The 23,499-nt window shown below is 71.1% G+C and carries 24 protein-coding genes and 1 pseudogene; 17 read left to right on the forward strand and 8 right to left on the reverse strand.

Annotated elements, in window-relative coordinates:
* Window positions 1-61 precede the first annotated feature (61 nt).
* The gene (locus tag ACZ41I_RS38750; protein ID WP_363216615.1) at window positions 62-1,165 is read right to left on the reverse strand and encodes a DUF5937 family protein; all 1,104 of its coding nucleotides are present in this window, start codon (window positions 1,163-1,165) and stop codon (window positions 62-64) included.
* Between the two features lie 172 nt (window positions 1,166-1,337).
* Between ACZ41I_RS38750 and ACZ41I_RS38755 the strand changes: the two genes are divergently transcribed.
* Entirely contained in the window at window positions 1,338-1,544 is a 207-nt protein-coding gene (locus tag ACZ41I_RS38755; RefSeq protein WP_468516360.1) for a hypothetical protein, read from the forward strand.
* On the opposite strand, the pseudogene ACZ41I_RS38760 reads toward ACZ41I_RS38755, so the two are convergent.
* A pseudogene (locus tag ACZ41I_RS38760) lies at window positions 1,545-2,725 on the reverse strand (threonine aldolase family protein). It lies immediately after the preceding gene.
* A gap of 237 nt (window positions 2,726-2,962) precedes the next feature.
* Here ACZ41I_RS38760 and ACZ41I_RS38765 point away from each other — a divergent pair.
* The 10 genes from ACZ41I_RS38765 (at window position 2,963) to ACZ41I_RS38810 (ending at window position 11,253) form a co-directional block, all read left to right on the forward strand.
* Window positions 2,963-3,910, forward strand: a complete 948-nt coding sequence (locus ACZ41I_RS38765) for a Rossmann-like and DUF2520 domain-containing protein (protein ID WP_399773149.1) — start codon at window positions 2,963-2,965, stop codon at window positions 3,908-3,910.
* Window positions 3,907-4,899, forward strand: coding sequence for a pantoate--beta-alanine ligase (panC, locus tag ACZ41I_RS38770; RefSeq protein WP_363216619.1), 993 nt, complete (start codon window positions 3,907-3,909; stop codon window positions 4,897-4,899). Before ACZ41I_RS38765 ends, panC begins: the two co-directional genes overlap by 4 nt.
* The gene (locus ACZ41I_RS38775; RefSeq protein ID WP_363216620.1) at window positions 4,896-6,605 is read left to right on the forward strand and encodes an L-aspartate oxidase; all 1,710 of its coding nucleotides are present in this window, start codon (window positions 4,896-4,898) and stop codon (window positions 6,603-6,605) included. The genes panC and ACZ41I_RS38775 overlap by 4 nt, the downstream gene beginning before the upstream one ends.
* A 28-nt stretch (window positions 6,606-6,633) precedes the next feature.
* Window positions 6,634-7,611 carry a carboxylating nicotinate-nucleotide diphosphorylase gene (nadC, locus tag ACZ41I_RS38780; protein WP_363216621.1) on the forward strand — a complete coding sequence of 326 codons (978 nt, stop codon included), beginning with the start codon at window positions 6,634-6,636 and terminating at the stop codon, window positions 7,609-7,611.
* A gap of 5 nt (window positions 7,612-7,616) precedes the next feature.
* The gene (locus ACZ41I_RS38785; protein WP_363216622.1) at window positions 7,617-8,414 is read left to right on the forward strand and encodes a type III pantothenate kinase; all 798 of its coding nucleotides are present in this window, start codon (window positions 7,617-7,619) and stop codon (window positions 8,412-8,414) included.
* 182 nt (window positions 8,415-8,596) lie between these two features.
* The gene (locus ACZ41I_RS38790) at window positions 8,597-9,277 is read left to right on the forward strand and encodes a hypothetical protein (RefSeq protein WP_363216654.1); all 681 of its coding nucleotides are present in this window, start codon (window positions 8,597-8,599) and stop codon (window positions 9,275-9,277) included.
* Between the two features lie 73 nt (window positions 9,278-9,350).
* Window positions 9,351-9,530 (forward strand): hypothetical protein, encoded by a 180-nt coding sequence (locus tag ACZ41I_RS38795; RefSeq protein WP_270082353.1) that lies wholly within the window; start codon window positions 9,351-9,353, stop codon window positions 9,528-9,530.
* A gap of 190 nt (window positions 9,531-9,720) precedes the next feature.
* Window positions 9,721-10,170, forward strand: coding sequence for a BlaI/MecI/CopY family transcriptional regulator (locus tag ACZ41I_RS38800; protein WP_468327045.1), 450 nt, complete (start codon window positions 9,721-9,723; stop codon window positions 10,168-10,170).
* A 9-nt stretch (window positions 10,171-10,179) separates the two neighbouring features.
* Window positions 10,180-10,713 (forward strand): amino-acid N-acetyltransferase, encoded by a 534-nt coding sequence (locus ACZ41I_RS38805; protein WP_208899534.1) that lies wholly within the window; start codon window positions 10,180-10,182, stop codon window positions 10,711-10,713.
* A gap of 204 nt (window positions 10,714-10,917) precedes the next feature.
* Window positions 10,918-11,253, forward strand: coding sequence for a histone-like nucleoid-structuring protein Lsr2 (locus tag ACZ41I_RS38810; protein WP_360089949.1), 336 nt, complete (start codon window positions 10,918-10,920; stop codon window positions 11,251-11,253).
* Here the strand turns inward: ACZ41I_RS38810 and ACZ41I_RS38815 are convergent.
* Window positions 11,232-11,867 carry an SCO3374 family protein gene (locus ACZ41I_RS38815; RefSeq protein ID WP_468516361.1) on the reverse strand — a complete coding sequence of 212 codons (636 nt, stop codon included), beginning with the start codon at window positions 11,865-11,867 and terminating at the stop codon, window positions 11,232-11,234. The genes ACZ41I_RS38810 and ACZ41I_RS38815 overlap by 22 nt on opposite strands.
* Window positions 11,868-12,297: 430 nt before the next feature.
* Here ACZ41I_RS38815 and ACZ41I_RS38820 point away from each other — a divergent pair, with 430 nt between their 5' ends.
* Window positions 12,298-14,823, forward strand: coding sequence for an ATP-dependent Clp protease ATP-binding subunit (locus ACZ41I_RS38820; protein WP_363216625.1), 2,526 nt, complete (start codon window positions 12,298-12,300; stop codon window positions 14,821-14,823).
* A gap of 79 nt (window positions 14,824-14,902) precedes the next feature.
* Here the strand turns inward: ACZ41I_RS38820 and ACZ41I_RS38825 are convergent, their stop codons facing one another.
* Window positions 14,903-15,517, reverse strand: coding sequence for an HAD family acid phosphatase (locus tag ACZ41I_RS38825; RefSeq protein ID WP_363216626.1), 615 nt, complete (start codon window positions 15,515-15,517; stop codon window positions 14,903-14,905).
* Window positions 15,518-15,909: 392 nt separating this feature from the next.
* Between ACZ41I_RS38825 and ACZ41I_RS38830 the strand changes: the two genes are divergently transcribed.
* Complete coding sequence (locus tag ACZ41I_RS38830) at window positions 15,910-16,461, forward strand: M23 family metallopeptidase (protein ID WP_363216627.1); 552 nt, start codon at window positions 15,910-15,912, stop codon at window positions 16,459-16,461.
* Window position 16,462: 1 nt separating this feature from the next.
* Here the strand turns inward: ACZ41I_RS38830 and ACZ41I_RS38835 are convergent, their stop codons facing one another.
* Window positions 16,463-17,065: a TetR/AcrR family transcriptional regulator gene (locus ACZ41I_RS38835; RefSeq protein ID WP_363216628.1), complete on the reverse strand. Its 603-nt coding sequence runs from the start codon at window positions 17,063-17,065 to the stop codon at window positions 16,463-16,465.
* A 124-nt stretch (window positions 17,066-17,189) separates the two neighbouring features.
* On the opposite strand from ACZ41I_RS38835, the gene ACZ41I_RS38840 reads away from it, so the two are divergent.
* From ACZ41I_RS38840 to ACZ41I_RS38850, 3 genes are all read left to right on the forward strand, one after another.
* Window positions 17,190-18,758: an MDR family MFS transporter gene (locus ACZ41I_RS38840; protein ID WP_363216629.1), complete on the forward strand. Its 1,569-nt coding sequence runs from the start codon at window positions 17,190-17,192 to the stop codon at window positions 18,756-18,758.
* A 135-nt stretch (window positions 18,759-18,893) separates the two neighbouring features.
* The gene (locus tag ACZ41I_RS38845) at window positions 18,894-19,382 is read left to right on the forward strand and encodes a helix-turn-helix transcriptional regulator (protein WP_468516362.1); all 489 of its coding nucleotides are present in this window, start codon (window positions 18,894-18,896) and stop codon (window positions 19,380-19,382) included.
* Window positions 19,379-19,825, forward strand: a complete 447-nt coding sequence (locus ACZ41I_RS38850; RefSeq protein WP_363216631.1) for a VOC family protein — start codon at window positions 19,379-19,381, stop codon at window positions 19,823-19,825. The genes ACZ41I_RS38845 and ACZ41I_RS38850 overlap by 4 nt, the downstream gene beginning before the upstream one ends.
* 23 nt (window positions 19,826-19,848) lie before the next feature.
* On the opposite strand, the gene ACZ41I_RS38855 is transcribed toward ACZ41I_RS38850, so the two are convergent.
* Complete coding sequence (locus ACZ41I_RS38855; RefSeq protein WP_363216632.1) at window positions 19,849-20,601, reverse strand: SDR family oxidoreductase; 753 nt, start codon at window positions 20,599-20,601, stop codon at window positions 19,849-19,851.
* 116 nt (window positions 20,602-20,717) lie between these two features.
* Between ACZ41I_RS38855 and ACZ41I_RS38860 the strand changes: the two genes are divergently transcribed.
* The gene (locus tag ACZ41I_RS38860; RefSeq protein WP_363216633.1) at window positions 20,718-21,299 is read left to right on the forward strand and encodes a TetR/AcrR family transcriptional regulator; all 582 of its coding nucleotides are present in this window, start codon (window positions 20,718-20,720) and stop codon (window positions 21,297-21,299) included.
* Window positions 21,300-21,406: 107 nt separating this feature from the next.
* On the opposite strand, the gene cseC is transcribed toward ACZ41I_RS38860, so the two are convergent.
* Complete coding sequence (cseC, locus tag ACZ41I_RS38865; RefSeq protein WP_399773529.1) at window positions 21,407-22,885, reverse strand: two-component system sensor histidine kinase CseC; 1,479 nt, start codon at window positions 22,883-22,885, stop codon at window positions 21,407-21,409.
* Window positions 22,774-23,478: a two-component system response regulator CseB gene (cseB, locus tag ACZ41I_RS38870; RefSeq protein WP_399773126.1), complete on the reverse strand. Its 705-nt coding sequence runs from the start codon at window positions 23,476-23,478 to the stop codon at window positions 22,774-22,776. Before cseB ends, cseC begins: the two co-directional genes overlap by 112 nt.
* Window positions 23,479-23,499: the final 21 nt, after the last annotated feature.

Below are 23,499 nucleotides of genomic sequence, written 5' to 3' on the forward strand. Positions count from 1 at the left end.
GACCGGGCCCTGTCGGCTGTATCCAGGGCCACGCCGAGGCGGGAGCCGTACAGGCGCGGCCTCAGCGCAGGACGCCCTCGAGGAAGTCGCTGCCCAGCCGGGCCACCGCCGACAGGTCCAGCTGGTGCTGGACGTACCGGCCCCGGCGGCAGTCGGTGATCAGGCCCGCCTTCTTCAGCACCGATAGGTGCCGGGATATCTCGGGGGCCGACATGCCGTGGGCGTCGGCCAGTTCGCCGGTGGTGTGCGGGGACCGCGCGAGATGCCGGCACAGCCGCAGCCGCACCGGGTGGGCCAGCGCCTCCAGCCGGCGGGTGAGCTGCTCGACGGACGGGGCCTGCGGTCGCGTGCCGCTCGCGGGATAGGTGATCGCGGGCTGCCAGCCGTACCGGTGCAGGACCATCACATGCGGCCAGCCCAGGCTCGTCGGGACGAGGACCAGGCCGCCGTCACCGGTGGCGGTGTGGCCCACCAGGAGCTTGTCGACGGTGATGAGCGCGGCCTCCTGGTCCAGCGAGACGGCTCCCGAGAGGGACGCCAGGGCCTCGCCGAGGCCCTTGCGGCGCAGCAGTTCGCTCTTGTGCCGGGCGTCCGCGGCGAGCTGGGGCTGGACGCGGGCCCAGACGTCGGCGAAGAAGGCCTCGTCGCAGTCGAGCATCAGCTCCCGGAACCAGGCGCGGACGGCCGGCGGATCCTCCAGCAGCCGACGCGTGAACCGCTCCTGTACGGCACCGCGCGCGGCGGCCAGTTCCAGGGAGCGCCGGCGCAGCTCCGGGTCTTCGAGGGGGCCGGAAACCTGGGAGTCGTAGCGCAGCTGGCAGGTGAACTCGAGTGCCGCGGTGACGAACTGGTGGTCCGTCAGCTTGTCCAGCTGGTCCAGCTCCTCGGCGAGCGTGGCACCGGGGAGCGCGTGGCCGCCGGGGATGCCCGCGAACGGGGCGAAGACGTCCGAGAACGTCGTACGCCACAGGAACTCCGCCTCGCACAGCCGGTCGGCCAGGCAGGGGTCCAGCCGGGACGAGACGGCCGTCGCCCAGCCCTGGAGGCCGGGGTGGTGGCCGGGCTCGCTGAGGGCGTGCAGGGCCATTCCCAGTTCCGCCAGCGGAGAGGGCACGACGGAGACCCGCTCCGGTGGCAGTCCGGTGATGTCGATGGTCACGCTCATGCCCTCCATCGTGCACCCGGCCACTGACAGCGCCGCCGTGGATTGACGGCAGGCGTCAATCCACGGGACAGCCGCCCCGGCCGGGAGCAGGCTGGAGGCACCGGGGCAGCCGCGGAGCCCGATCGGACACCCGTCCGTCACCGATCAGTCCACGTCCCGAGAAGGCCATCCCATGAGCATCACCCAGCAGTACCTCCTGGACAGTTACCGTGCCCGCGTGCTCGGCGAACCGGAGCCGCCCGCGCCGGGCCGGCACGACGCCGCCCTGGTGCGCGAACTGCGCGACTACCGGCGCTTCCACGCGGTCGTCGCCGGGCGTCCGGCGCGGGGGCGGGTGCGGTGCGCCCTGCGCCGGTGGCTGCGCCTGCGCGCCTTGTGATCACCCCGTGGGCAGGCGCTCCACGAAGTCGGCGACGGCCGCCCGCACGTCGTCCGCCGTCCACTGGAGGCCCTGCGAGCGCACGGCGACCTCGGTGAAGGACAGCCCCGGCCCGCCGCGGTCCCAGGGGTTGGCGAAGAGGAACGTTCCCGTCTCCTCGGCCTGGCGCACCGCCGCCTCCACGAGGACGTCCGGTTCGTACGGCAGCCAGACCTGGAAGTCGTGCGTGTGCGGTTCCCCGGGTGCACGCGCACCGACGGGACGCCTGCCGCGGCGAAGCCCTCCCGCAGCGCGGCGGCGACCACGCGCGCGTGCCGCACGTAGTCCGGCAGCCGGGGCAGCTCGCGCTCCAGGCCGGCGAGCGCCGACAGAGCGGTGGGGAACTGCTGGAAGACCATGCCGCCGTACCGGTGCCGCCAGGTCTTCGCCTCCTCGACCAGCGTCTGCGGGCCGGCCAGCGCGGCGCCGCCGAAGCCGTCGAGGGACTTGTAGAACGACACGTAGACGCTGTCCGCGAGGCCCGCGACCTCTTCGAGGGGCCGGCCGAAGTGGACGGTGCACTCCCACAGGCGCGCGCCGTCGAAGTGCACCACCGCGTCGCGCTCCCGCGCGGCCTCGACGACCTCGGTCAGCTCCTCCCAGGTGGGCAGCACGAAACCGGCGTCCCGGAGCGGCAGTTCCAGCATCAGCGCGCCGAAGGGCTCGTCGAAGTCGCGTATCTCGGCGGCGGTGGGCAGCCGGGGCTCACTGGTCACGCGCACCGGACGCAACCCGCTGACCTGGCTGAACGCGTGCCGTTCGTGCACCTCCGGGTGGGCCAGGGCGTGCAGGGCGACCGCGCGGTTGCCGGTGCGGCCCGCCCAGCAGCGCAGCGCCACCTGCTGGGCCATCGTGCCGGTCGGGAAGAACGCGGCGGCCTCGGTGCCGAGCAGGGCCGCGACCCGTTCCTCCAGGTCCGCCACGATCCCGTCGCCGTAGATGTCCGCGTGCCGGTCCAGGTCGTACACCTCGGGTGCCGCTTCCTGGAGAGCTGCCAGCCGTTCCCGGATCGTGCGCTGGAAGCCCGGGCGGGACAGCACACGTTCCGCCTTCGCGAAGGCGGCCCGGCGCCGTTCCCTCATCCGTTCCCGCGGGGACTGCTCCGCCTGCTGCCCGTCGTTCGTGTCCGCCGTGTCGGTCATGTGCGGATCATGCCGCGCCGGGGCCGGGCCGGGCAGCCGGATTCCGGTGCACGCACGCGTGGTGGCGCCCGGGTGTCGGGTGGGGGCGGCGCGCCGGTGGACAGGTGGCTGCGTGGCGTACACGTGGCGTAACCCACAGCCTGTGGACGGCCGATCGGCACGGGACCGAGATAGCGTTAACATGACGAGAAATCGTCCGGTACCCAGAGCGGACTGGAACGGGAAGGCCGCCGTCGCGTGAGTACAGTCCACCAGCCAGACCTCAAGGACCGCCCCGCGCGGCTCACCGTCGGTGTCGTCGGCGCCGGCCGCGTGGGCCCCGCGCTCGCCGCGTCCCTCCAGCTCGCCGGGCACCGCCCGGTGGCCGTCTCCGGCGTCTCCGACGCCTCCCGGCGGCGTGCCGAGACCATGCTGCCGGACGTGCCGCTGGTGCCGCCCGCCGAGGTTCTGCAGCGGGCCGACCTGGTGCTGCTCACCGTCCCCGACGACGTCCTGCCCGGCCTGGTCACCGGCCTCGCCGAGACCGGTGCGGTACGGCCCGGGCAGCTGCTCGTGCACACCTCGGGCCGGTACGGCGCGGGAGTCCTCGACCCGGCCCTGCGCGCGGGTGCGCTGCCGCTGGCGCTGCACCCGGCGATGACCTTCACCGGGACCCCCGTGGACGTCCAGCGCCTCGCCGGCTGCTCCTTCGGCGTCACCGCGCCCGAGGAGCTGCGGCTCGCCGCCGAGGCCCTCGTCATCGAGATGGGCGGCGAGCCCGAGTGGATCAGCGAGCAGAACCGCCCGCTCTACCACGCGGCCCTCGCGCTCGGCGCCAACCACCTGGTGACCCTGGTCGCCCAGTCGATGGAGCTGCTGCGTACCGCGGGCGTCGGGGCGCCCGACCGGATGCTCGGCCCGCTGCTCGGCGCCGCCCTGGACAACGCGCTGCGCTCCGGCGATCTGGCGCTCACCGGACCCGTCGCGCGCGGGGACGCCGGCACGGTCGCCGCGCACATCACCGAGCTGCGCAAGCACGCCCCGCAGACCGTCGCGGGCTACGTCGCGATGGCCCGCGCGACCGCCGACCGGGCGCTCGCACACGGCCTGCTGAAGCCCGAACTCGCCGAGGACCTGCTCGGCGTACTGGCCGACGGCGCCGGCGGCACGAACGGCACTCACGGCACCGAGGGGAACGACCGATGACCACCGCCCTGCTGAGCACCGCCGGCGAGCTGCACGCGCGTGTGCGCCGTGGCCGCCGCGCCGTCGTGATGACCATGGGCGCCCTGCACGAGGGCCACGCCACGCTGATCCGCACGGCACGTGGGATCGCCGGCCCGGACGGCGAGGTCGTCGTCACCGTCTTCGTCAACCCGTTGCAGTTCGGCGCCGGTGAGGACCTGGACCGCTACCCGCGCACCCTGGACGCCGACCTGAAGCTCGCCGAGCAGGCCGGTGCGGACGTGGTGTTCGCGCCGTCCGTGGACGAGGTCTACCCCGGAGGCGCTCCGCAGGTCCGGATCACCGCGGGCCCCATGGGCGAACGCCTGGAGGGCGCCTCGCGGCCCGGCCACTTCGACGGCATGCTCACCGTCGTCGCCAAGCTGCTGCACCTCACCCGCCCCGACGTGGCCCTGTACGGCCAGAAGGACGCCCAGCAGCTGGCCCTGATCCGGCGCATGGTGCGGGACCTGAACTTCGGCGTGGAGATCGTCGGCGTGCCGACCGTGCGCGAGGAGGACGGGCTGGCCCTGTCCAGCCGCAACCGCTACCTCTCGCCGGAGGAGCGCCGTACCGCGCTCGCGCTGTCCCGGGCACTGTTCGCGGGCAGCGACCGGCACGCCGCGCAGGAGGCACTGCGCGCGCGTGCCCGCGAAGTGCCCTCCACGCACGCGCGTGCCGAGGCGCTGAGCGCCCTCGGGGAGTCCCGTGCGGCCGCCGACGCGCATGCGGTCGCCACGGCGTCCCCCGGCGGCCCGGCGGCCGTCCGCGCGGCCGCACGGCAGGTGCTGGAGGAGGCCGCGCGCCTTTCTCCGCCGCTCGAACTGGACTACCTGGCCCTCGTCGACCCGTCCGACTTCACCGAGATCGGTGACGACTTCACCGGCGAGGCCGTCCTCGCCGTCGCCGCCCGGGTCGGCACGACCCGGCTGATCGACAACCTCCCTCTCACCTTCGGAGCCGCCTCGTGACCAGCACAGGCACCAGCACAGGCATACGACTGCACGCGCCCGCCCCCGGGTGGTCCATCCCGGCGGACGTGGTCGTCGTCGGCTCCGGAGTGGCCGGTCTGACCGCCGCCCTGCGCTGCGAGGCCGCGGGCCTGACGACCGTCGTCGTGACCAAGGCCCGCCTGGACGACGGCTCCACCCGCTGGGCGCAGGGCGGCATCGCCGCGGCGCTCGGTGAGGGCGACACGCCCGAACAGCACCTGGGGGACACCCTGGTGGCCGGCGCGGGCCTGTGCGACGAGGAGGCCGTACGGATCCTCGTCACCGAGGGCCCCGACGCGGTGCGGCGGCTGATCTCCACCGGCGCCCACTTCGACACCGACGACGAGGGCGACATCCACCTCACCCGCGAGGGCGGCCACCACCGGCGCCGGATCGCCCACGCGGGCGGCGACGCGACCGGCGCGGAGGTCTCCCGGGCGCTCGTGGAGGCGGTACGCGCGCGTGGGCTGCGCACCATCGAGAACGCGCTCGTGCTGGACCTGCTCACCGACGCCGAGGGCCGTACGGCCGGTGTCACGCTGCACGTGATGGGCGAGGGCCAGCACGACGGCGTGGGCGCCGTGCACGCCCCCGCGGTGGTCCTCGCGACCGGCGGCATGGGCCAGGTGTTCTCCGCGACCACCAACCCGTCCGTGTCGACCGGTGACGGCGTGGCGCTGGCGCTGCGCGCGGGCGCCGAGGTCAGCGACCTGGAGTTCGTGCAGTTCCACCCGACCGTGCTGTTCCTCGGCCCGGACGCCGAGGGCCAGCAGCCGCTGGTGTCCGAGGCGGTGCGCGGCGAGGGCGCCCACCTGGTCGACGCCGACGGTGTGCGCTTCATGGTCGGGCAGCACGAGCTGGCCGAGCTGGCGCCCCGGGACATCGTCGCCAAGGGCATCCTGCGCCGGATGCTGGAGCAGGGCGCCGAGCACATGTACCTCGACGCCCGGCACTTCGGCGCCGAGATGTGGGAGCACCGCTTCCCGACCATCACGGCCGCCTGCCGTGCCAACGGCATCGACCCGGTCACCGACTTCATCCCGATCGCCCCGGCCGCCCACTACGCCTCCGGAGGCGTCCGCACCGACGCGCAGGGACGCACGACCGTGCCCGGCCTGTACGCGTGCGGCGAGGTCGCCTGCACCGGTGTGCACGGCGCGAACCGGCTCGCCTCCAACTCCCTCCTCGAAGGCCTCGTCTACGCGGAGCGGATCGCCGCCGACATCGCCGCGGTGCGGGCGGAGAACGGCCTCCACGCGCGCGTGCCCCAGCCCGTCCCGGACCCCGAGAGGCCGGAGCACCCGCTGCTCGCCCCCGAGGCCCGGTTCGCCATCCAGCGGATCATGACCGAGGGCGCGGGCGTGCTGCGCTCGGAGGAGTCCCTCGCGAAGGCCGCCGGGCAGCTCCAGCAGCTGCACAGCGAGGCCCGTGACGCCCTCGACGAGAACGGAAAGACCGCCGAGCCCGGCGTCGACACCTGGGAGGCCACCAACCTCCTGTGCGTCGCCCGCGTCCTGGTCGCCGCCGCGCGGATGCGTGAGGAGACCCGCGGCTGCCACTGGCGCGAGGACAGCCCCGAGCGCGACGACACCCACTGGCGGCGGCACATCGTCGTACGGCTGAACCCCGACCGGTCGCTGGCCGTGCACACCACCGACACCGCAGACTTCCCCCCTACCCGGTAACACCAGCGCCTCAGGAGCAGTGACAGACGTGAGCACCGACGACCTTCCCCTCGCCCCCACCGGCGGCTGCGGCGACGGCTGCGCCTGCGGCGCCGAGGGCGACGAGGAGTACCTGGAGAGCGGGCTCGACCCCGCGCTCGCCGAGCTGCTGGCCGCCGCCGGGCTCGACCCCGTAGAGGTCGAGGACATCGCCAACGTGGCCATCCAGGAGGACCTGGACGGCGGCGTGGACGTGACGACCGTCGCGACCATCCCCGAGGAGGCCGTCGCCACCGGCGACTTCACCGCGCGTGAGGCGGGTGTCGTGGCGGGCCTCAGGGTCGCCGAGGCGGTGCTCTCCGTGGTCTGCACGGACGAGTTCGAGGTCGAGCGGCACGCCGAGGACGGCGACCGGATCGAGGCCGGGCAGAAGCTGCTGTCGGTCACGACACGCACGCGTGACCTGCTGACCGCCGAGCGCAGCGCGCTGAACATCCTGTGCCGCCTGTCCGGCATCGCGACGGCCACGCGCGCGTGGGCGGACGCGCTGGAGGGCACCGGCACGCGGGTGCGGGACACCCGCAAGACGACCCCCGGGCTGCGCTCGCTGGAGAAGTTCGCCGTCCGCTGCGGCGGCGGCGTCAACCACCGCATGTCGCTGTCCGACGCGGCCCTGGTCAAGGACAACCACGTGGTGGCCGCCGGTGGCGTCGCGCAGGCCTTCAAGGCCGTACGGGAGCAGTTCCCGGACGTTCCGATCGAGGTCGAGGTCGACACCCTGCACCAGCTGCGCGAGGTCGTCGAGGCGGGCGCGGACCTGATCCTGCTGGACAACTTCACGCCCGACGAGTGCGCGGAGGCCGTCGGGATCGTCCGCGGGCGGGCGCTGCTGGAGGCCTCCGGCCGGCTGACGCTCGACATCGCGCGCATGTACGCCGACACGGGCGTGGACTTCCTGGCCGTCGGCGCGCTCACCCACTCCTCGCCGATCCTGGACATCGGCCTGGACCTGCGCGAGGCGGAGTAACGGCCATGCTGCTCACGATCGACGTCGGCAACACGCACACCGTCCTCGGGCTGTTCGACGGCGAGGACATCGTCGAGCACTGGCGCATCTCCACGGACGCGCGCCGCACGGCGGACGAGCTGGCGGTGCTGCTGCAGGGCCTGATGGGCATGCACCCGCTGCTCGGCGAGGAGCTGGGCGACGGCATCGACGGCATCGCGATCTGCGCGACGGTCCCGTCGGTGCTGCACGAGCTGCGCGAGGTCACCCGGCGCTACTACGGCGACGTCCCCGCGGTCCTGGTCGAGCCGGGCGTGAAGACCGGCGTGCCGATCCTCACGGACAACCCCAAGGAGGTCGGCGCCGACCGGATCATCAACGCGGTCGCGGCCGTCGAGCTGTACGGCGGCCCGGCGATCGTCGTCGACTTCGGTACGGCGACCACCTTCGACGCGGTCTCCGCGCGCGGGGAGTACGTCGGCGGCGTCATCGCGCCCGGCATCGAGATCTCCGTGGAGGCGCTCGGCGTCAAGGGCGCGCAGCTGCGGAAGATCGAGGTGGCCCGGCCGCGCAGCGTGATCGGCAAGAACACCGTCGAGGCCATGCAGTCCGGCATCGTGTACGGCTTCGCCGGGCAGGTCGACGGGGTCGTCAGCCGGATGGCGCGGGAGCTGGCCGACGACCCGGACGACGTCACGGTGATCGCCACGGGCGGGCTCGCGCCGATGGTGCTGGGGGAGTCCTCGGTGATCGACGAGCACCAGCCGTGGCTGACGCTGATCGGGCTGCGCCTGGTGTACGAGCGGAACGTGTCGCGGCTGTGAGCCGACCGGCGCCCTCCTGGAGCGCCGGTGTGCTTCGCTGCACGCGCGCGTGGGGCGTGTCCGTGGCCCCGGTCGGGGGAAACCGGGAGCGACACGCCTCGAAAAGACATCCCGATCCGTCACTTTTGTCCGATTAGCGGTAGCGTCGCCGCATGCCCACGCCATACGGATCCCGCGGCGGCATGGCGTTCGGCGTGGAGGAGCTGCGTGTGCTCCGCCGCGCCCTCGCCCTCGCCCTTCACCCCGGCCAAGCGTCCGCCGAGGACGTCAAGGACTGTTTCCGGCTCGCAGAGTCGCTCGACGAGGCGATGCGCGAGGGGGCGAGACTGCGCGCTTTCCTGGTGGCCGACCTCGGCCGGTACCGGGCCGCGCTCCCGGGTACCGCCGCCGGCTACCTCACCCTTCTGGAGGAGGCGCTGGGGGCCGGGCACCGGCCGGCGCCGGAGGATCTCGCCGCGCTGCGGGCGCTGCGCGGCAATCCGGGGGCGGCCGCACTGCTGGACCGCTGCCGGGCGCTGGCCGAGCAGGACGTACGGGCCCGGTTCGCGCAGGGCGCGCGCAAGGTGCCCGCGCCCGCCGTGCCGCCTTCACGCGCCCGTCTGACGGCCCTTCCGGGCGGCGGCGCGGACTCCGGGGTCCGGCAGGCGGAGGAGTCGCAGAAACCGGCGCAGAAGCCCGCGCAGAGTCCCGCGACGAAGCCGGCGCCCAAGCCCGGCCCGGCGCCCGCGGAGCGGCCCGCCACGGAGCCGGCCGCGCCGAAGCGGCCCATCCCGACCCCGGGGGAGGTCTTCCCGCGCCGCAAGCCGACGCCTCCGGCGGATCCGGCGGATCCCGCCGAGAGCCGCCAGCTGGCCGCCGGCTGAGCGCCGCGCCGACTCGGGGGCGGTTCGCGCACCCCGTACCTTTCGCCCGTTGCCCCGTGGCTACTCTGGAGGCATGGACTACGTCTCCGCGCTCGTGCCTCCGGTCGTGATGGCCGTGTTCTTCATCGGTGTGGTCAGGGTGATCGTGAAGACCCAGGGCGGGGCCGCCAAGGCCAAGGAGGACGCCGCCGTCGACGCCGCCCTCGCGCGCGCGGAGGGTGCGCGTCAGGCCTCCGCCGGCGGCGACGCCTGAGCCGGCCTGGTCGGCCTGGCGACGCCTGAGGCGGCCGGCCGGGCGGGCGCCGCCCTGATGCGACTTCGAGCCGTACGCCCTTTTTGTTCCTATTCGCGGGCTTAGTGCACGTCCGGCACGCCATTGCAGGGATCTCCCACTATTGTTCTGAGTTGTGCCTCGCCCATTGGGAGAACTCGAAGACGCGGTCATGACGCGGGTGTGGAAGTGGAACCGCCCGGTGACCGTTCGAGAAGTCCTGGAAGACCTCCAGCAGGAACGCTCCATCGCGTACACCACCGTGATGACCGTTTTGGACAATCTCCATCAGAAGGGCTGGGTCCGCCGCGAGGCGGAAGGGCGCGCCTATCGATATGAGGCCGTCTCGACGCGGGCCGCGTACGCCGCCGCCCTCATGAACGACGCCTGGTCGCAGAGCGACAACCCGGCCGCCGCTCTCGTCGCGTTCTTCGGGATGATGAGCGAGGAACAGCGCCAGGCCCTCAGGGACGCCGTACGCATCGTCCAGGGCCCGGAAACCGTTCAAGCTCCCGCACCGCGGCAACAGGAAGCCGCGCAAGAGGAAGCCGCGCAACAGGAAGCGCCCGGAGCCCGGCAAGAGGAGAACCCCGGCTCGGCCGGGGCCGCGGACGGGCGATAGCGTCCGCTCATGTCAGCAGAGCGTCCTGAAGTCTCCGCAAAAGCCATCACCGTCCGGCGCGCCCGGACCAGCGATGTCCCGGCCGTGCGCCGCCTCCTCGACGCCTACGCCCGTGACCGGATCCTGCTCGACAAAGCCACGGTCACGCTTTACGAGGACATCCAGGAGTTCTGGGTCGCGGAACGCGACGACAACGCCGAGGTGGTCGGCTGCGGCGCGCTGCACGTCATGTGGGAGGACCTCGCGGAAGTCCGCACTCTGGCGGTGAAGCCCGGTCTCAAGGGCGCCGGCGTCGGCCACCAGTTGCTGGAGAAGTTGCTGCAGACCGCGCGCTGGCTCGGCGTTCGCCGGGTTTTCTGCCTGACCTTCGAAGTGGACTTCTTCGGGAAGCACGGCTTCGTGGAGATCGGGGAGACACCGGTCGACACCGATGTGTACGCGGAGCTCTTGCGTTCCTATGACGAGGGCGTCGCGGAGTTCCTGGGTCTCGAACGAGTGAAACCGAACACCTTGGGCAACAGCCGGATGCTTCTGCATCTGTGATCGTCATTGCCCGGGTGCCCTATGTCCGAAACGCGCATGTTTCCGGACGGAGGCCGCCCGTCGGTCCTCTCCCAGGGGTTTGTGTTTTTCCGGCAAAAGCGGTTTGCTTTCCGACGTACTGCAGTACTGCATATAACAGGGGCGGCGAAACGGCGGACGCCGCAGACCCCTGACCCCTCAACGTTATCGATGAAAGGAAATCCGGTGGCACAGAAGGTTCAGGTCCTTCTTGTCGACGACCTCGACGGCGGCGAGGCGGACGAGACCGTGACGTTCGCGCTGGACGGCAAGACGTACGAGATCGATCTCACGACCGCCAATGCGGACAAGCTGCGCGGCCTTCTCGACCCCTATGTGAAGGGTGGCCGGCGTACCGGTGGCCGTGCGTCGGGCGGACGTGGAAAGGCGCGTGCTGCTTCCGGTGGCAACCAGGACACCGCGGCGATCCGCGCCTGGGCGAAGGAGAACGGTTACGAGGTCAACGACCGCGGCCGTGTTCCCGCGACCATTCGCGAGGCCTACGAGAAGGCCAACGGCTGATCCCGCCGGCAGGCGGTCGGCAGTCCGGCGCGCAGTCGCCGCAGCCGCACCCGGTGACAGTGCGCTGCCACCGTGTCCACCAGCCGTACGAGATCGGGGGCGCTCGCCTCGCGCCCCAGAGCCGGCATCGCCGGCAGCGAGGCCTCGACCTCGCCCCCAGGCCCAGGGGGCCGCAGCCATACGGCGGCCCCCTGCATGGATCCGACCCCCGTCGGAGCCGGTGCCTCCATCGCGTCCCCGGCGCCCAGGACCCGTAGGTCCAGGGTGACGGCGCCCCATTCCAGCCATTCCAGCAGCCCCGGCAGCTCCTCGGCGCTGCCCGCGGCCAGCAGCAACTCCATCCGGTCGCCCCGAAGGGCCACCGGAGAGCCCGGCGCGAGATGCCGGAGCGCGCCCGCGCCCGCCTCGGCCGGTACGTCCAGGACGTCGAACCGCATCCCAGTGAGCAGCCGCAGCGGCCGTCCGGGCACTGTCGCCCACCCCAAATCGTTCTCGTACCAGTGACGGGCCCGGGCATCCGGGCAGGCCGGAAGATCGCCGGGGTCCGGGACGCCCGGATCCGAGGGGCGACGGGGAAGGGGGACCGTTGAGAGCACGGAGACCGAGCCGACCATGCCCCCCGCAACCGCCGAAGCGACCGGCAAGTTACGCTAGGTGCCCTGTCGATCGCGCAAAGTGCCGAAAAGGGGGGCGCGCGGAGGTGCGGGGAGGCGCAAGGTTGTTCGCCCATAGCGGAGTGAACCGGTGCGCGCGGCATGGAGTCTCAGTCCCAGCGGGTAAGACATGCCTAGTGGGAGGGGGCGACACGCAGGACGGGCCGTCTCACGTTCGCCATCGGCGTACTGGCGACTGGGATATCTGCCTGGCCTGCGGGAACATCGTCTCGCACCATCGGGTTGGAGCAGATGTCGGCGTTCGGGGTCAGGAGGCCATCGACGGTGTCGGCAGTTGGAATGAGCGGTCCCCGCTTGCGGGACTAAGCTGCGGAAGGACAGGGAGGGGAAGTTCCCCCCACTGCCTGACCGCTCTGAGGAGCGATTAACGATGTTCGAGAGGTTCACCGACCGCGCGCGGCGGGTTGTCGTCCTGGCTCAGGAAGAAGCCCGGATGCTCAACCACAACTACATCGGCACCGAGCACATCCTCCTGGGTCTCATCCACGAGGGCGAAGGTGTCGCCGCTAAGGCCCTGGAGAGCCTCGGCATTTCGCTTGAGGCGGTCCGCCAGCAGGTGGAGGAGATCATCGGCCAGGGCCAGCAGGCCCCGTCCGGTCACATCCCCTTCACCCCCCGTGCCAAGAAGGTCCTGGAGCTGTCGCTCCGCGAGGCCCTTCAGCTGGGCCACAACTACATCGGCACGGAGCACATCCTGCTCGGCCTGATCCGCGAGGGCGAGGGCGTCGCCGCCCAGGTCCTGGTCAAGCTGGGCGCAGACCTCAACCGGGTGCGGCAGCAGGTCATCCAGCTGCTCTCCGGCTACCAGGGCAAGGAGACCGCCGCCGCCGGTGGCCCCGCCGAGGGCACGCCCTCGACCTCCCTCGTCCTGGACCAGTTCGGCCGGAACCTCACCCAGGCCGCTCGTGAGTCCAAGCTCGACCCGGTCATCGGGCGCGAGAAGGAGATCGAGCGGGTCATGCAGGTGCTGTCCCGCCGTACGAAGAACAACCCGGTGCTGATCGGTGAGCCCGGCGTCGGCAAGACCGCCGTCGTCGAGGGCCTCGCCCAGGCGATCGTCAAGGGCGAGGTGCCCGAGACGCTCAAGGACAAGCACCTGTACACGCTGGACCTCGGCGCCCTGGTCGCCGGCTCCCGCTACCGCGGTGACTTCGAGGAGCGCCTGAAGAAGGTGCTCAAGGAGATCCGCACCCGCGGCGACATCATCCTGTTCATCGACGAGCTGCACACGCTGGTCGGTGCGGGTGCCGCCGAGGGCGCCATCGACGCGGCGAGCATCCTCAAGCCGATGCTGGCCCGCGGTGAGCTGCAGACCATCGGTGCGACCACCCTGGACGAGTACCGCAAGCACCTGGAGAAGGACGCGGCCCTGGAGCGCCGCTTCCAGCCCATCCAGGTCGCCGAGCCGTCCCTGCCGCACACGATCGAGATCCTAAAGGGCCTGCGCGACCGGTACGAGGCGCACCACCGTGTCTCCATCACGGACGAGGCCCTGGTGCAGGCGGCCACCCTGGCCGACCGCTACATCTCGGACCGCTTCCTCCCCGACAAGGCGATCGACCTGATCGACGAGGCGGGCTCCCGGATGCGCATCCGCCGGATGACCGCTCCGCCGGACCTGCGCGAGTTCGACGAGAAGATCGCCGCCGTCCGCCGGGACAAGGAGTCCGCGATCGACTCGCAGGACTTCGAGAAGGCCGCCTCCCTCCGCGACAAGGAGAAGCAGCTCCTGGCCGCCAAGGCCAAGCGGGAGAAGGAGTGGAAGGCCGGCGACATGGACGTCGTCGCCGAGGTCGACGGCGAGCTGATTGCCGAGGTCCTCGCCACGGCCACCGGTATCCCGGTCTTCAAGCTGACCGAGGAGGAGTCCAGCCGCCTGCTCCGCATGGAGGAGGAGCTGCACAAGCGGGTCATCGGCCAGAACGACGCCGTCAAGGCGCTGTCGAAGGCGATCCGTCGTACGCGTGCGGGCCTCAAGGACCCGAAGCGTCCGGGTGGTTCGTTCATCTTCGCCGGCCCGTCCGGTGTCGGTAAGACCGAACTCTCCAAGGCGCTCGCCGAGTTCCTCTTCGGTGACGAGGACGCGCTGATCTCCCTCGACATGTCGGAGTTCAGCGAGAAGCACACGGTGTCGCGCCTCTTCGGTTCCCCGCCCGGATACGTGGGTTACGAAGAGGGCGGCCAGCTGACCGAGAAGGTCCGCCGCAAGCCGTTCTCCGTCGTCCTCTTCGACGAGGTCGAGAAGGCCCACCCGGACATCTTCAACTCGCTGCTGCAGATCCTGGAGGACGGTCGCCTGACCGACTCCCAGGGCCGGGTCGTGGACTTCAAGAACACGGTCATCATCATGACGACCAACCTCGGCACCCGGGACATCTCCAAGGGCTTCAACCTCGGCTTCGCCGCCGCGGGTGACACGAAGACCAACTACGAGCGCATGAAGAACAAGGTGTCGGACGAGCTGAAGCAGCACTTCCGTCCCGAGTTCCTCAACCGCGTCGACGACGTGGTCGTCTTCCCGCAGCTGACGCAGGAGGACATCCTGCGGATCGTCGACCTGATGATCAGCAAGGTGGACGAGCGCCTGAAGGACCGGGACATGGGCATCGAGCTCTCCCAGTCCGCCAAGGAGCTGCTCTCCAAGAAGGGTTACGACCCGGTGCTGGGCGCGCGTCCGCTGCGCCGCACGATCCAGCGCGAGGTCGAGGACACGCTTTCGGAGAAGATCCTCTTCGGCGAGCTGCGCCCCGGTCACATCGTGGTCGTGGACACCGAGGGCGAGGGCGACACCCAGGCCTTCACCTTCCGGGGTGAGGAGAAGTCGGCACTGCCCGACGTCCCGCCGATCGAGCAGGCGGCCGGCGGTGCCGGGCCGAACCTGAGCAAGGACGCGTAAGCCTCCGGCGGATCGGCCGAGCCAAAAGGGGCCGGTGCTTTCGGGCACCGGCCCCTTGTCCATGCCCGGCAAATGCCGGTTACGACAACTGGCCGTTGTAGTCGGGCAGTTTGAAGGTTTTCTCGGCGTGGCCGCCGGAGAGGTCGGTGGCGCTGTTGCCGATGTTCGCGATGATCGAGTAGCCCTTGTTCTCGATGTCGACGCGCTGGGCGGTCTTGTAGGCGGCGACGTCCTTGAAGAGGTCGAACAGCCCCCGGACGTAGAGGCCGGAGACGTCGTAGCCGTCGTGTTCGAGGTTGTACTCCGTGGGCAGGTAGATGATGCCCGGGCGGGCCGTGACGAAGAACAGCGAGACGCCGTGCTCCTGGGCGTACTTGGCGACGTTCAGCACGGGCTTGTTGGCCGGCTGCGGGTAGCTGAAACCGAAGTCGGTCTCCAGCGTGGTGTTGTCGATGTCGAAGACGATCGCCTGCTTCTCGCCCGGCTCCGCGGCGGCGATGCGCTCCTTCAGATACGGCAGGGCCTGGTCCATCACCGTCTGGCAGTCCTTCTGCCAGGTGGCGTAGTCGACCTTCGCGGCGGTGGCGGAGGAGCCGGCCGTGGTCGCGGCCTGGGCCGGGGCGGCCATCGCGGCCAGGGCGGCCACGGATACGGCGGTGGCGGAGATGCGGCGCGCCATGGGGCGTCTGGTCATCGGTGGGGGTCCTCTCACGTCCGTACGTCCGTACGCGTGCCTGAAATGTCAGGGGCATGATCTTCGGCGAGGGTGGCGCGAAGGGAACCGTAGGGTTACCGGACGGTAGGTGCCTAGGGGTGTGCATCACATTTCTGTGATCGTCGGTTCGGGTGGCCGGTGATAAGCGGCACAGGCGAAATGTCCCTTACTAGCCTGCATAGTGGGATCCGTCGCCTGAAGGAGAAGGGCTTTCACCCTGGAACGACACGGTGGTCTCAGGGTCGCCTACTACCAGCTGCCGTAGACGGGGCGTTTGGGGCTGGCCGGGGTGCTCGGTTACCAAGAGATGGCCGCCCCGCCGGACGCCTGTTCGCGGGGTGGCGTTCTGTCACCGAGTCGACGAGGTTTCGATGTTCCAGCGCGTCACGTCCCGTTCTTCCCGTACGTCCTCGCTCCGCACCCGCGTGGCCGTCCTGGCCGCCGGTATCGGCGCCACGGCCGTGCTGGGGACCGGGGTCGCGAGCGCCGCCGCCCCGTCGGCCGCCTCCTGGGTCGACCCGGTGAAGTCGTACACGCTCTCCGCCGGCTTCATGCAGGCCGGCAGCCACTGGGTCGCCAAGCACAGCGGGCAGGACTTCGCCGTGCCGACCGGCACCGACGTCGTCGCCGCGCACGGCGGCACCGTCGTCAAGGCCGGTCCGAACGGCGCCGGTGACGGCCCCGCGTACGGCAACGCCGTCGTGATCAAGCACGGCAACGGCAGCTACTCGCAGTACGCGCACCTGTCCCGGATCGACGTCAAGGCCGGCCAGATCGTCAAGACCGGCCAGCACATCGCCCTGTCCGGCTCCACGGGCAACTCCACCGGCCCGCACCTGCACTTCGAGATCCGTACGACCCCGAACTACGGCTCCGCCGTCGACCCGGTCGCGTTCCTGCGCGGCATGGGCGTCACCGTCTGAGTCAGTCCTTCTTGCGGGCGTGTTCGTGCGCCTGCGTGATCAGGTCCAGGGCGACCTCGAGAACGGCCTCGCGCTTCTTCTCGGGGTCGCCTTCCAGGTCCTGCATCACGAACATCCCCGCGTGCAGCGTGAACATCGCACTGACGGAGCGCACCTGGTCCACGAGGTCGGCCCCGGGGTCCATCAGGATGTCCCGCAGGCCTCGCATGCGGTCCTTGAAGGTGTCACCGATGCGCAGTTCCCGCACGGTCGCCTGGTTCTCCTGCATGAAGCGGAACAGCGGCTCGGCGCCGGACAGGGCCTCGCTGTAGCGCCGCACGAGGTCCTGCTTGGTCTCCAGGGTGTTCGGGCGGCTGCGGCCCCACTCGATCAGGTCCTCGATCGGCTTCGTCAGATCCTCGAAGAGGCTGACGATGATCTCTTCCTTGGTCTTGAAGTGGTAATAGAGGGCCGCCTTCGTGACGTCGAGGCGCTCGGCGATCTCGCGCAGAGAGGTCTTCTCATAGCCCTGCTCCGCGAAGAGTTCGAGTGCCACGTCCTGGATGCGCTGGCGGGTGTTTCCGCGGCGCTGCTGCTTGGGGGTGCCGTCCATGGTGACGCCCATCCTCGTACTCCTCGCGCTTCCGCGGAAACTTACTTGACGCCCGGCTAGTTACGGGTCTACCTTCCCAGTGTAGTGAGCTAGCCGGGCGGCAAGTAAGTAGCCGCCGTACGGGGAGTGGGAAGAGATGGCGGACACAGTCGAAAGCGGCACGGAGGGCAAACGGCCCAGGAGCGTGCGGGTGGTCCTGCTCGCGCTCATGATCGCGATGATGCTCGCGATGCTCGACAACATGATCGTGGGTACGGCGATGCCGACGATCGTCGGCGATCTGGGCGGCCTGGAGCACCTGTCCTGGGTGGTCACCGGCTACACCCTGGCCACCGCGGCCTCCACCCCGATCTGGGGCAAGGTCGGGGACATGTACGGGCGCAAGGGCGCCTTCCTCGGCTCGATCGTGCTCTTCCTGATCGGCTCGGCGCTCAGCGGCATGGCCCAGAACATGGGCGAGCTGATCGGTTTCCGCGCCGTGCAGGGCCTCGGCGCCGGCGGTCTGATGGTCGGCGTCATGGCGATCATCGGCGACCTGATCCCGCCGCGCGAGCGCGGCAAGTACACCGGCATGATGGCCGGCGTCATGGCGCTGGCGATGATCGGCGGCCCGCTGGTCGGCGGCACCATCACCGACAACTGGGGCTGGCGCTGGTCCTTCTACATCAACCTGCCGCTGGGCGCCGTGGCCCTGGCGCTGGTCAGCGCCGTGCTGCACCTGCCCAAGAAGCGGACGCAGGCGCGCATCGACTACCTCGGCGTCGCGCTGCTGACCGTCGGCATCACCTCGATCGTGCTGGTCACCACCTGGGGCGGCTCCGAGTACGCCTGGACGTCCGCGCGGATCATGGAACTGATCGGTATCGGCGTCGCCGCGCTGATCGGGTTCGTGTTCTGGCAGACCAAGGCCGCCGAGCCGGTCGTACCGCTGCACATGTTCAAGAGCCGCAACTTCAGCCTGATGTCCCTCATCGGCTTCATCACCGGCTTCGTGATGTTCGGCGCCACCCTCTATCTGCCGCTGTACCAGCAGGCCGTGCAGGGCGCCTCCGCGACCAACTCCGGTCTGCTGCTCCTGCCGATGCTCGGCGCGATGCTGGTGACCTCGATGGTCGCGGGCCGGGTGACCACCAACAGCGGCCGCTACAAGGTCTTCCCGGTCGTCGGCGGCGCGCTGATGATCGTCGGGCTGTACCTGCTGTCCCTGATGGACACCGGTACGACCCGGCTGACGTCCGGCGTCTACATGGCCGTGCTGGGGCTGGGCATGGGCTGCCTGATGCAGGTCACCATGCTGGTCGCGCAGAACAGCGTGGAGATGAAGGACATGGGCGTGGCCTCGTCGTCCTCGACGCTGTTCCGTACGCTCGGCTCCTCCTTCGGTGTGGCCATCATGGGCGCGTTGTTCAACGACCGGGTCCAGCACGTCATGGCGGAGCGGGCCGGCACGGCGGGCAAGCACATGACCGAGAAGAGCGCCGCGCTGGACGCGAAGCACATCAACATGCTGCCGGCGCCGATCCGGGACGCGTACCAGCACGCGGTGTCCGCCGGCACGCACTCGGCGTTCCTGCTGGGCGCGGCGATCGCGGTGATCGTGCTGATCGCGGCGCTGTTCGTGAAGGAGGTCCCGCTGAGGAGCGGGAAGCCTTCGGGGCAGAGCGGCGACGAGGCGGCTCCGCTGCAGGTCGTCGAAGCCGTCTGAGGCGCGCCTGAGCTGAAGACCCCGGGGTGGTGTCCGCCCCCGGGGTCTTCTGCGTTGGTGCCGGTGTGTCCGTGCCGGCCGTTGCCGTTGCCGTTGCCGGAGCCGTTGTCAGTGCCCCGTGTCACCATCGGCTGCATGGACAAGCTGCGCCGTATGCGTCTGGCCAAGGACGTCATGGACCGGGACTGGGCCGACCCCGGTCTCGATCTCGACGCGGTCGCCGCGCACGCCGGGTACTCGCGGTTCCACTTCCTGCGCGCCTTCAAGGACGCCTACGGCGAGACGCCGGGCCAGTATCTGACCCACCGGCGCATCGAGCGGGCCGAGGAGATGCTGCGCTGCGCCGACCTCACCGTGACCGAGATCTGCACGCTCGTCGGCTTCAGCAGCCTCGGCACGTTCTCCGCCCGCTTCAAGGCCCGCACCGGACACACACCGAGCGAGTACCGCGCCCGGCACGTCGGCCGCGGTGCCTCCCTGATACCCGGCTGCTACGCCATGCTCTGGGCCGGCGGATTCCGTTCCGCAAGATCGGAGAAGCACCCCGGGCCGGGCTCTGCCTACGGTGGCGAAGGGGAATCCGTCCCACCGCACCACGCCGCCGACAGGAGAGCAGAGCCATGATCAAGGGGCTTGCCATCACCACCGTCTGGGTCCTCGACCAGGACCGGGCCAAGGACTTCTACACCCAGAAACTGGGCCTTGAGGTTCGTACGGACATGACCATGGGAGAGGGCGGCATGCGCTGGCTCACCGTCGGCGCCCCCGACCAGCCCGACGTGGAGCTGACGCTCATGGTGCCGGGGCCGCCCGCGATGGACCCCGAGTCCGCGGAGATGATGAGGAAGCTCATCGCGAAGGGGGCGCTCGGCGCGGGGGTGCTGGCGACCGATGACATCCACGGCGACTACAAGAAGCTCAAGGACCGCGGGGTCGAGTTTCTTCAGGAGCCTCAAGAGCGGCCGTACGGCACGGAGGCGCTGTTCAGGGACGACTCCGGGAACTGGTTCTCGTTCACGCAGCGGCGGGAGGGCGGACTGGATCTGGAGCAGGACTGGAGCTGCTGAGCGCCCATGGTTCGGGGCGCTGGTCAGCGCCCCGTCGCCAGCGTCGCCCCGCCCGTCGCCTCCAGGACCACACCGGTCATGAAGCCGTTGGCCGCGAGCATGTGGATCGCGCGGGCGATGTCCTCCGGCCGGCCGATGCGGCCGACGGGTGTGATGGCGGCGAAGCCGTCGAAGAGGGCTCGGCGCTGCTCGGCCGGCACGCCGTCCCACCAGGGAGTGTCGACGACGCCCGGGGAGACCGCGTTGACGCGCAGCGGTGCCAGTTCCACGGCGAGGGGCGGGACCATCGCCTCCAGGGCGCCGTTGATCGCGGCCAGGCCGGCGGTGCCGGGCAGGGCGGCGCGGGCGGAAGCGGCGGTCACCAGGGTCACCGAGCCGTCGCGGCGCAGGGCGGGCAGGGCAGCCTGGAGCACATGGACGTGCGGCCAGAACTTGCCGGCGAAGCCGTCCGCCAGCTCGGCCAGGTCCAGCTCGGCGAAGGGGCCGCCGCCCTTGCTGCCGCTGAGCGCGACGACCAGGTGGTCGACGGGCCCCGAGCCCGCGAAGAAGGCGTCCACCGCGGCGCGGTCCGAGCCGTCCAGCCGGTACGTCGTGACCTTGCCGCCAATCCGGTCCGCCGCGGCGTCGAGGCGGTCCTGCGCGCGGCCGGTGATGACCACCTCCGCACCATCCGCCGCGAAGAACGCGGCCGCCGCCTCGCCGATGCCGGAGCTGCCGCCCATGACGACGACGCGCTGTCCGGCCAAGGGGTGCACAGGGCTGTTCGGAGTGCTCATGAGGGGCTCTCTCCCAAGGATCACCGGGTTCCGGCCCTTTGCCGAGAACGTCGGTCTCGTTAAATAGTTGCCGAGACCCATAGTCTCGTCAAGCGGTTTCGGGAGAGGATGGGCCTGTGCACGACAGCAAGGAACCCCGCCCGCACACCGGCCGACGCCGTAACGAGGCGGCACGCCGGGCGATCCTCGACGCCGCGCTGGAGCTGCTGGCCGATGCCGACGGCGCACCGGTGAGCGTGGAGACCATCGCGCGCGCGGCCGGCGTCGGAAAACAGACCCTCTATCGCTGGTGGCCCTCGAAGGGCGCCGTCCTGCTGGAGGCGCTCACCGACCGCGCCGCCCAGGAGGTGCCCGCGCCGGACACGGGAAGCCTCCGGGCGGATCTGCGCGAGCTGGCGGTCGCCACGTTCGAGGCGTCGCAGCGGCCGCCGTCGGCGCCGGCCCTGCGCACACTGGTCCGGGAGGCGGCGCGGGACGTGCATCTGGCCGAGCTGATGCGGGTGTTCACCCAGTCGCGGCGGGCCGCGGTGCGGGCGGTGCTCGAACGGGGGCGGGAGCGGGGCGAGTTGCCTGCCGACAGGGACCTCGACCTGCTGGTCGACCAGTTCTACGGGTTCTTCTGGTACCGGTTCCTGCTGGGGCACGCCCCGCTCGACCGGGCCGCGGCGGAACTCCTCACCGACTCACTGCTTCGCTGAGTGCGCCGACGGATCCGCTCTCCGCTGTCGCGCGGCTGCGGCACCGTCGTGGTCGCGCGCGCAGTTCGCGCCTTGCGGGGCGCTGCTCCGGCCCGGTCCGAGCAGGCTCAGCCCGCTCCCCCCGACAACGGCAGCATCGGATAGCTGCCCGTGCTCGTCGGGGCGTGTTCCGGCAGCCACAGCACCGCCACCGCGCCCTCCGCCGGGATGTCGGCGGCGGCCCCGACGGGGCGTACGTTGCGGAACGTCAGGCGGGCGCCGAGCACCCGGGCCTGGCCCGCCGCGATCGTCAGGCCCAGCCCGTGGCCCGTACCGGCGCGGTCCTTGCTGCCGGTGCGGAAGCGGCTCGGGCCCTCGGCGAGCAGCTCCTCGGGGAAGCCGGGACCGTGGTCGCGGACCCGGATGACCCGGCCCTCGACGGTCACCTCGATCGGCGGCCTGCCGTGCCGGGCGGCGTTGGCGAGCAGGTTGAACAGCACCCGCTCCAGCCGCCGCGGATCGGTGGTGACCTGTGACTCGTGCACCACCCGTACGGCGATGTCCGGGTCCTTGGCCGCCACCCGCCGGGCGACGAACTCGCCGAGCATGATGTCCTGCAGCTCGGCCCGCTCCGAGGCGCCGTCGAGCCGGGCCACCTCCAGCACGTCCTCGACGAGCGTGCGCATCGCCTTCGCCCGGTCCAGGACCAGCTCCGTCGGCCGGCCCGGCGGCAGCAGTTCGGCGGCCGTCAGCAGGCCGGTCACCGGGGTGCGCAGTTCGTGCGCGATGTCGGCGGTGACCCGCCGCTCGGCCTCCAGCCGCTGTCGCAGCGCGTCCGCCATCGCGTCCACCGCCCGCGCGAGATCGTCGGTCTCGTCCCGTACGACCCCGCCGATGGCCTCCCGCACCCGGACGTCGGTCTCGCCCTTGGCGACCTGGTTCGCGGCGGCCGCCGCCTTGCGCAGCCGCCCGGACAGCTGCCCGCCGATCAGCACGCCGAGCGCGCTGCCCCCGAACACGACCGCGACGGACCCGATGACCAGCGCCTGGTCCAGGTCCTTCATCACGTCGGTGGAACGGTCGGGCATATGGCTGTGCAGGGACAGCACATGCCCGTCCTTGGCGGGCACGGCCGCCCAGATGTCCGGCACCCCGCCCCGGTCGATGACGTCGCTGGCCTTGCGGCCCTCCGTGACCTTCTCGCGCAGCGCGGCCGGCAGCTCGCGGTCGTCGATCTTGACGTTCGGGAAGTTCGTCCGCCGGTTCTGGTCGTAGTTGATCTGCGCGAACTGGAGGCGCTGGTTGGCCAGGTCACGTGCGTTGTCGAGCATCGAGACCCGGGCCGCGTTGTGCACGACCAGGCTCAGCGCGATCGCCACCAGCCCGGCCACCAGCGCGATCGCCGCGCTGAGCTTCCATCTGAGTCCGGTGTGCAGGCCCGCGCGCTCCACGCGCCGGACCGGGTGCCGAAGGATCCCCCGCATCGCCGCCCCGCTCAGGCCTTCAGCTTGTAGCCGAAGCCGCGGACGGTCTCGATCCGGTCCTGGCCGATCTTCTGGCGCAGCCGCTGCACATGCACGTCGACGACCCGGGTGTCGCCGCCCCAGCCGTAGTCCCAGACCCGCTCCAGCAGCTTGTCGCGGGAGAGCACGGTGCCCGGTGCGGAGGAGAACTCCAGCAGCAGCCGCATCTCGGTCGGGGTGAGCGCGACCGGCTGCCCGGCCCGCAGTACCTCCATGCCCTCGGTGTCGATCTCCAGGTCCCCGAAGGTGAGCACCCCGCCGGTCACCGCGTCGGCGCCGGACTCGGCCTGGCCGCTGCCGCTCGCGTGCCCGAAGCGGCGCAGCACGGCCCGGATCCGCGCGACCAGCACCGCGCCGTCGAACGGCTTGGTCACATAGTCGTCGGCGCCCGCCTCCAGGCCGAGGACGACATCGATGGAGTCGGCGCGCGCCGACAGCATGATCACCGGCACGGTCGACTCGTCCCGGATACGACGGCACAGGCTGACCCCGTCCAGACCGGGGACCATGACGTCCAGCAGGGCGATGTCGGGACGGTTCGCCCGGAACGCCTCCAGGCCCGACAGTCCGTCGGGCATGGCGGTGACCGCGAAGCCGTCCCGCTCCAGAGCGAGCTGGGTGGCCTCGCGGATGACGTCGTCGTCCTCGACGAACAGGACGTGGGTCTGGTCTGCCATCCCGGTGCTCTCAGTCCTCGT

The organism is Streptomyces sp. NPDC030799 (assembly GCF_055572255.1).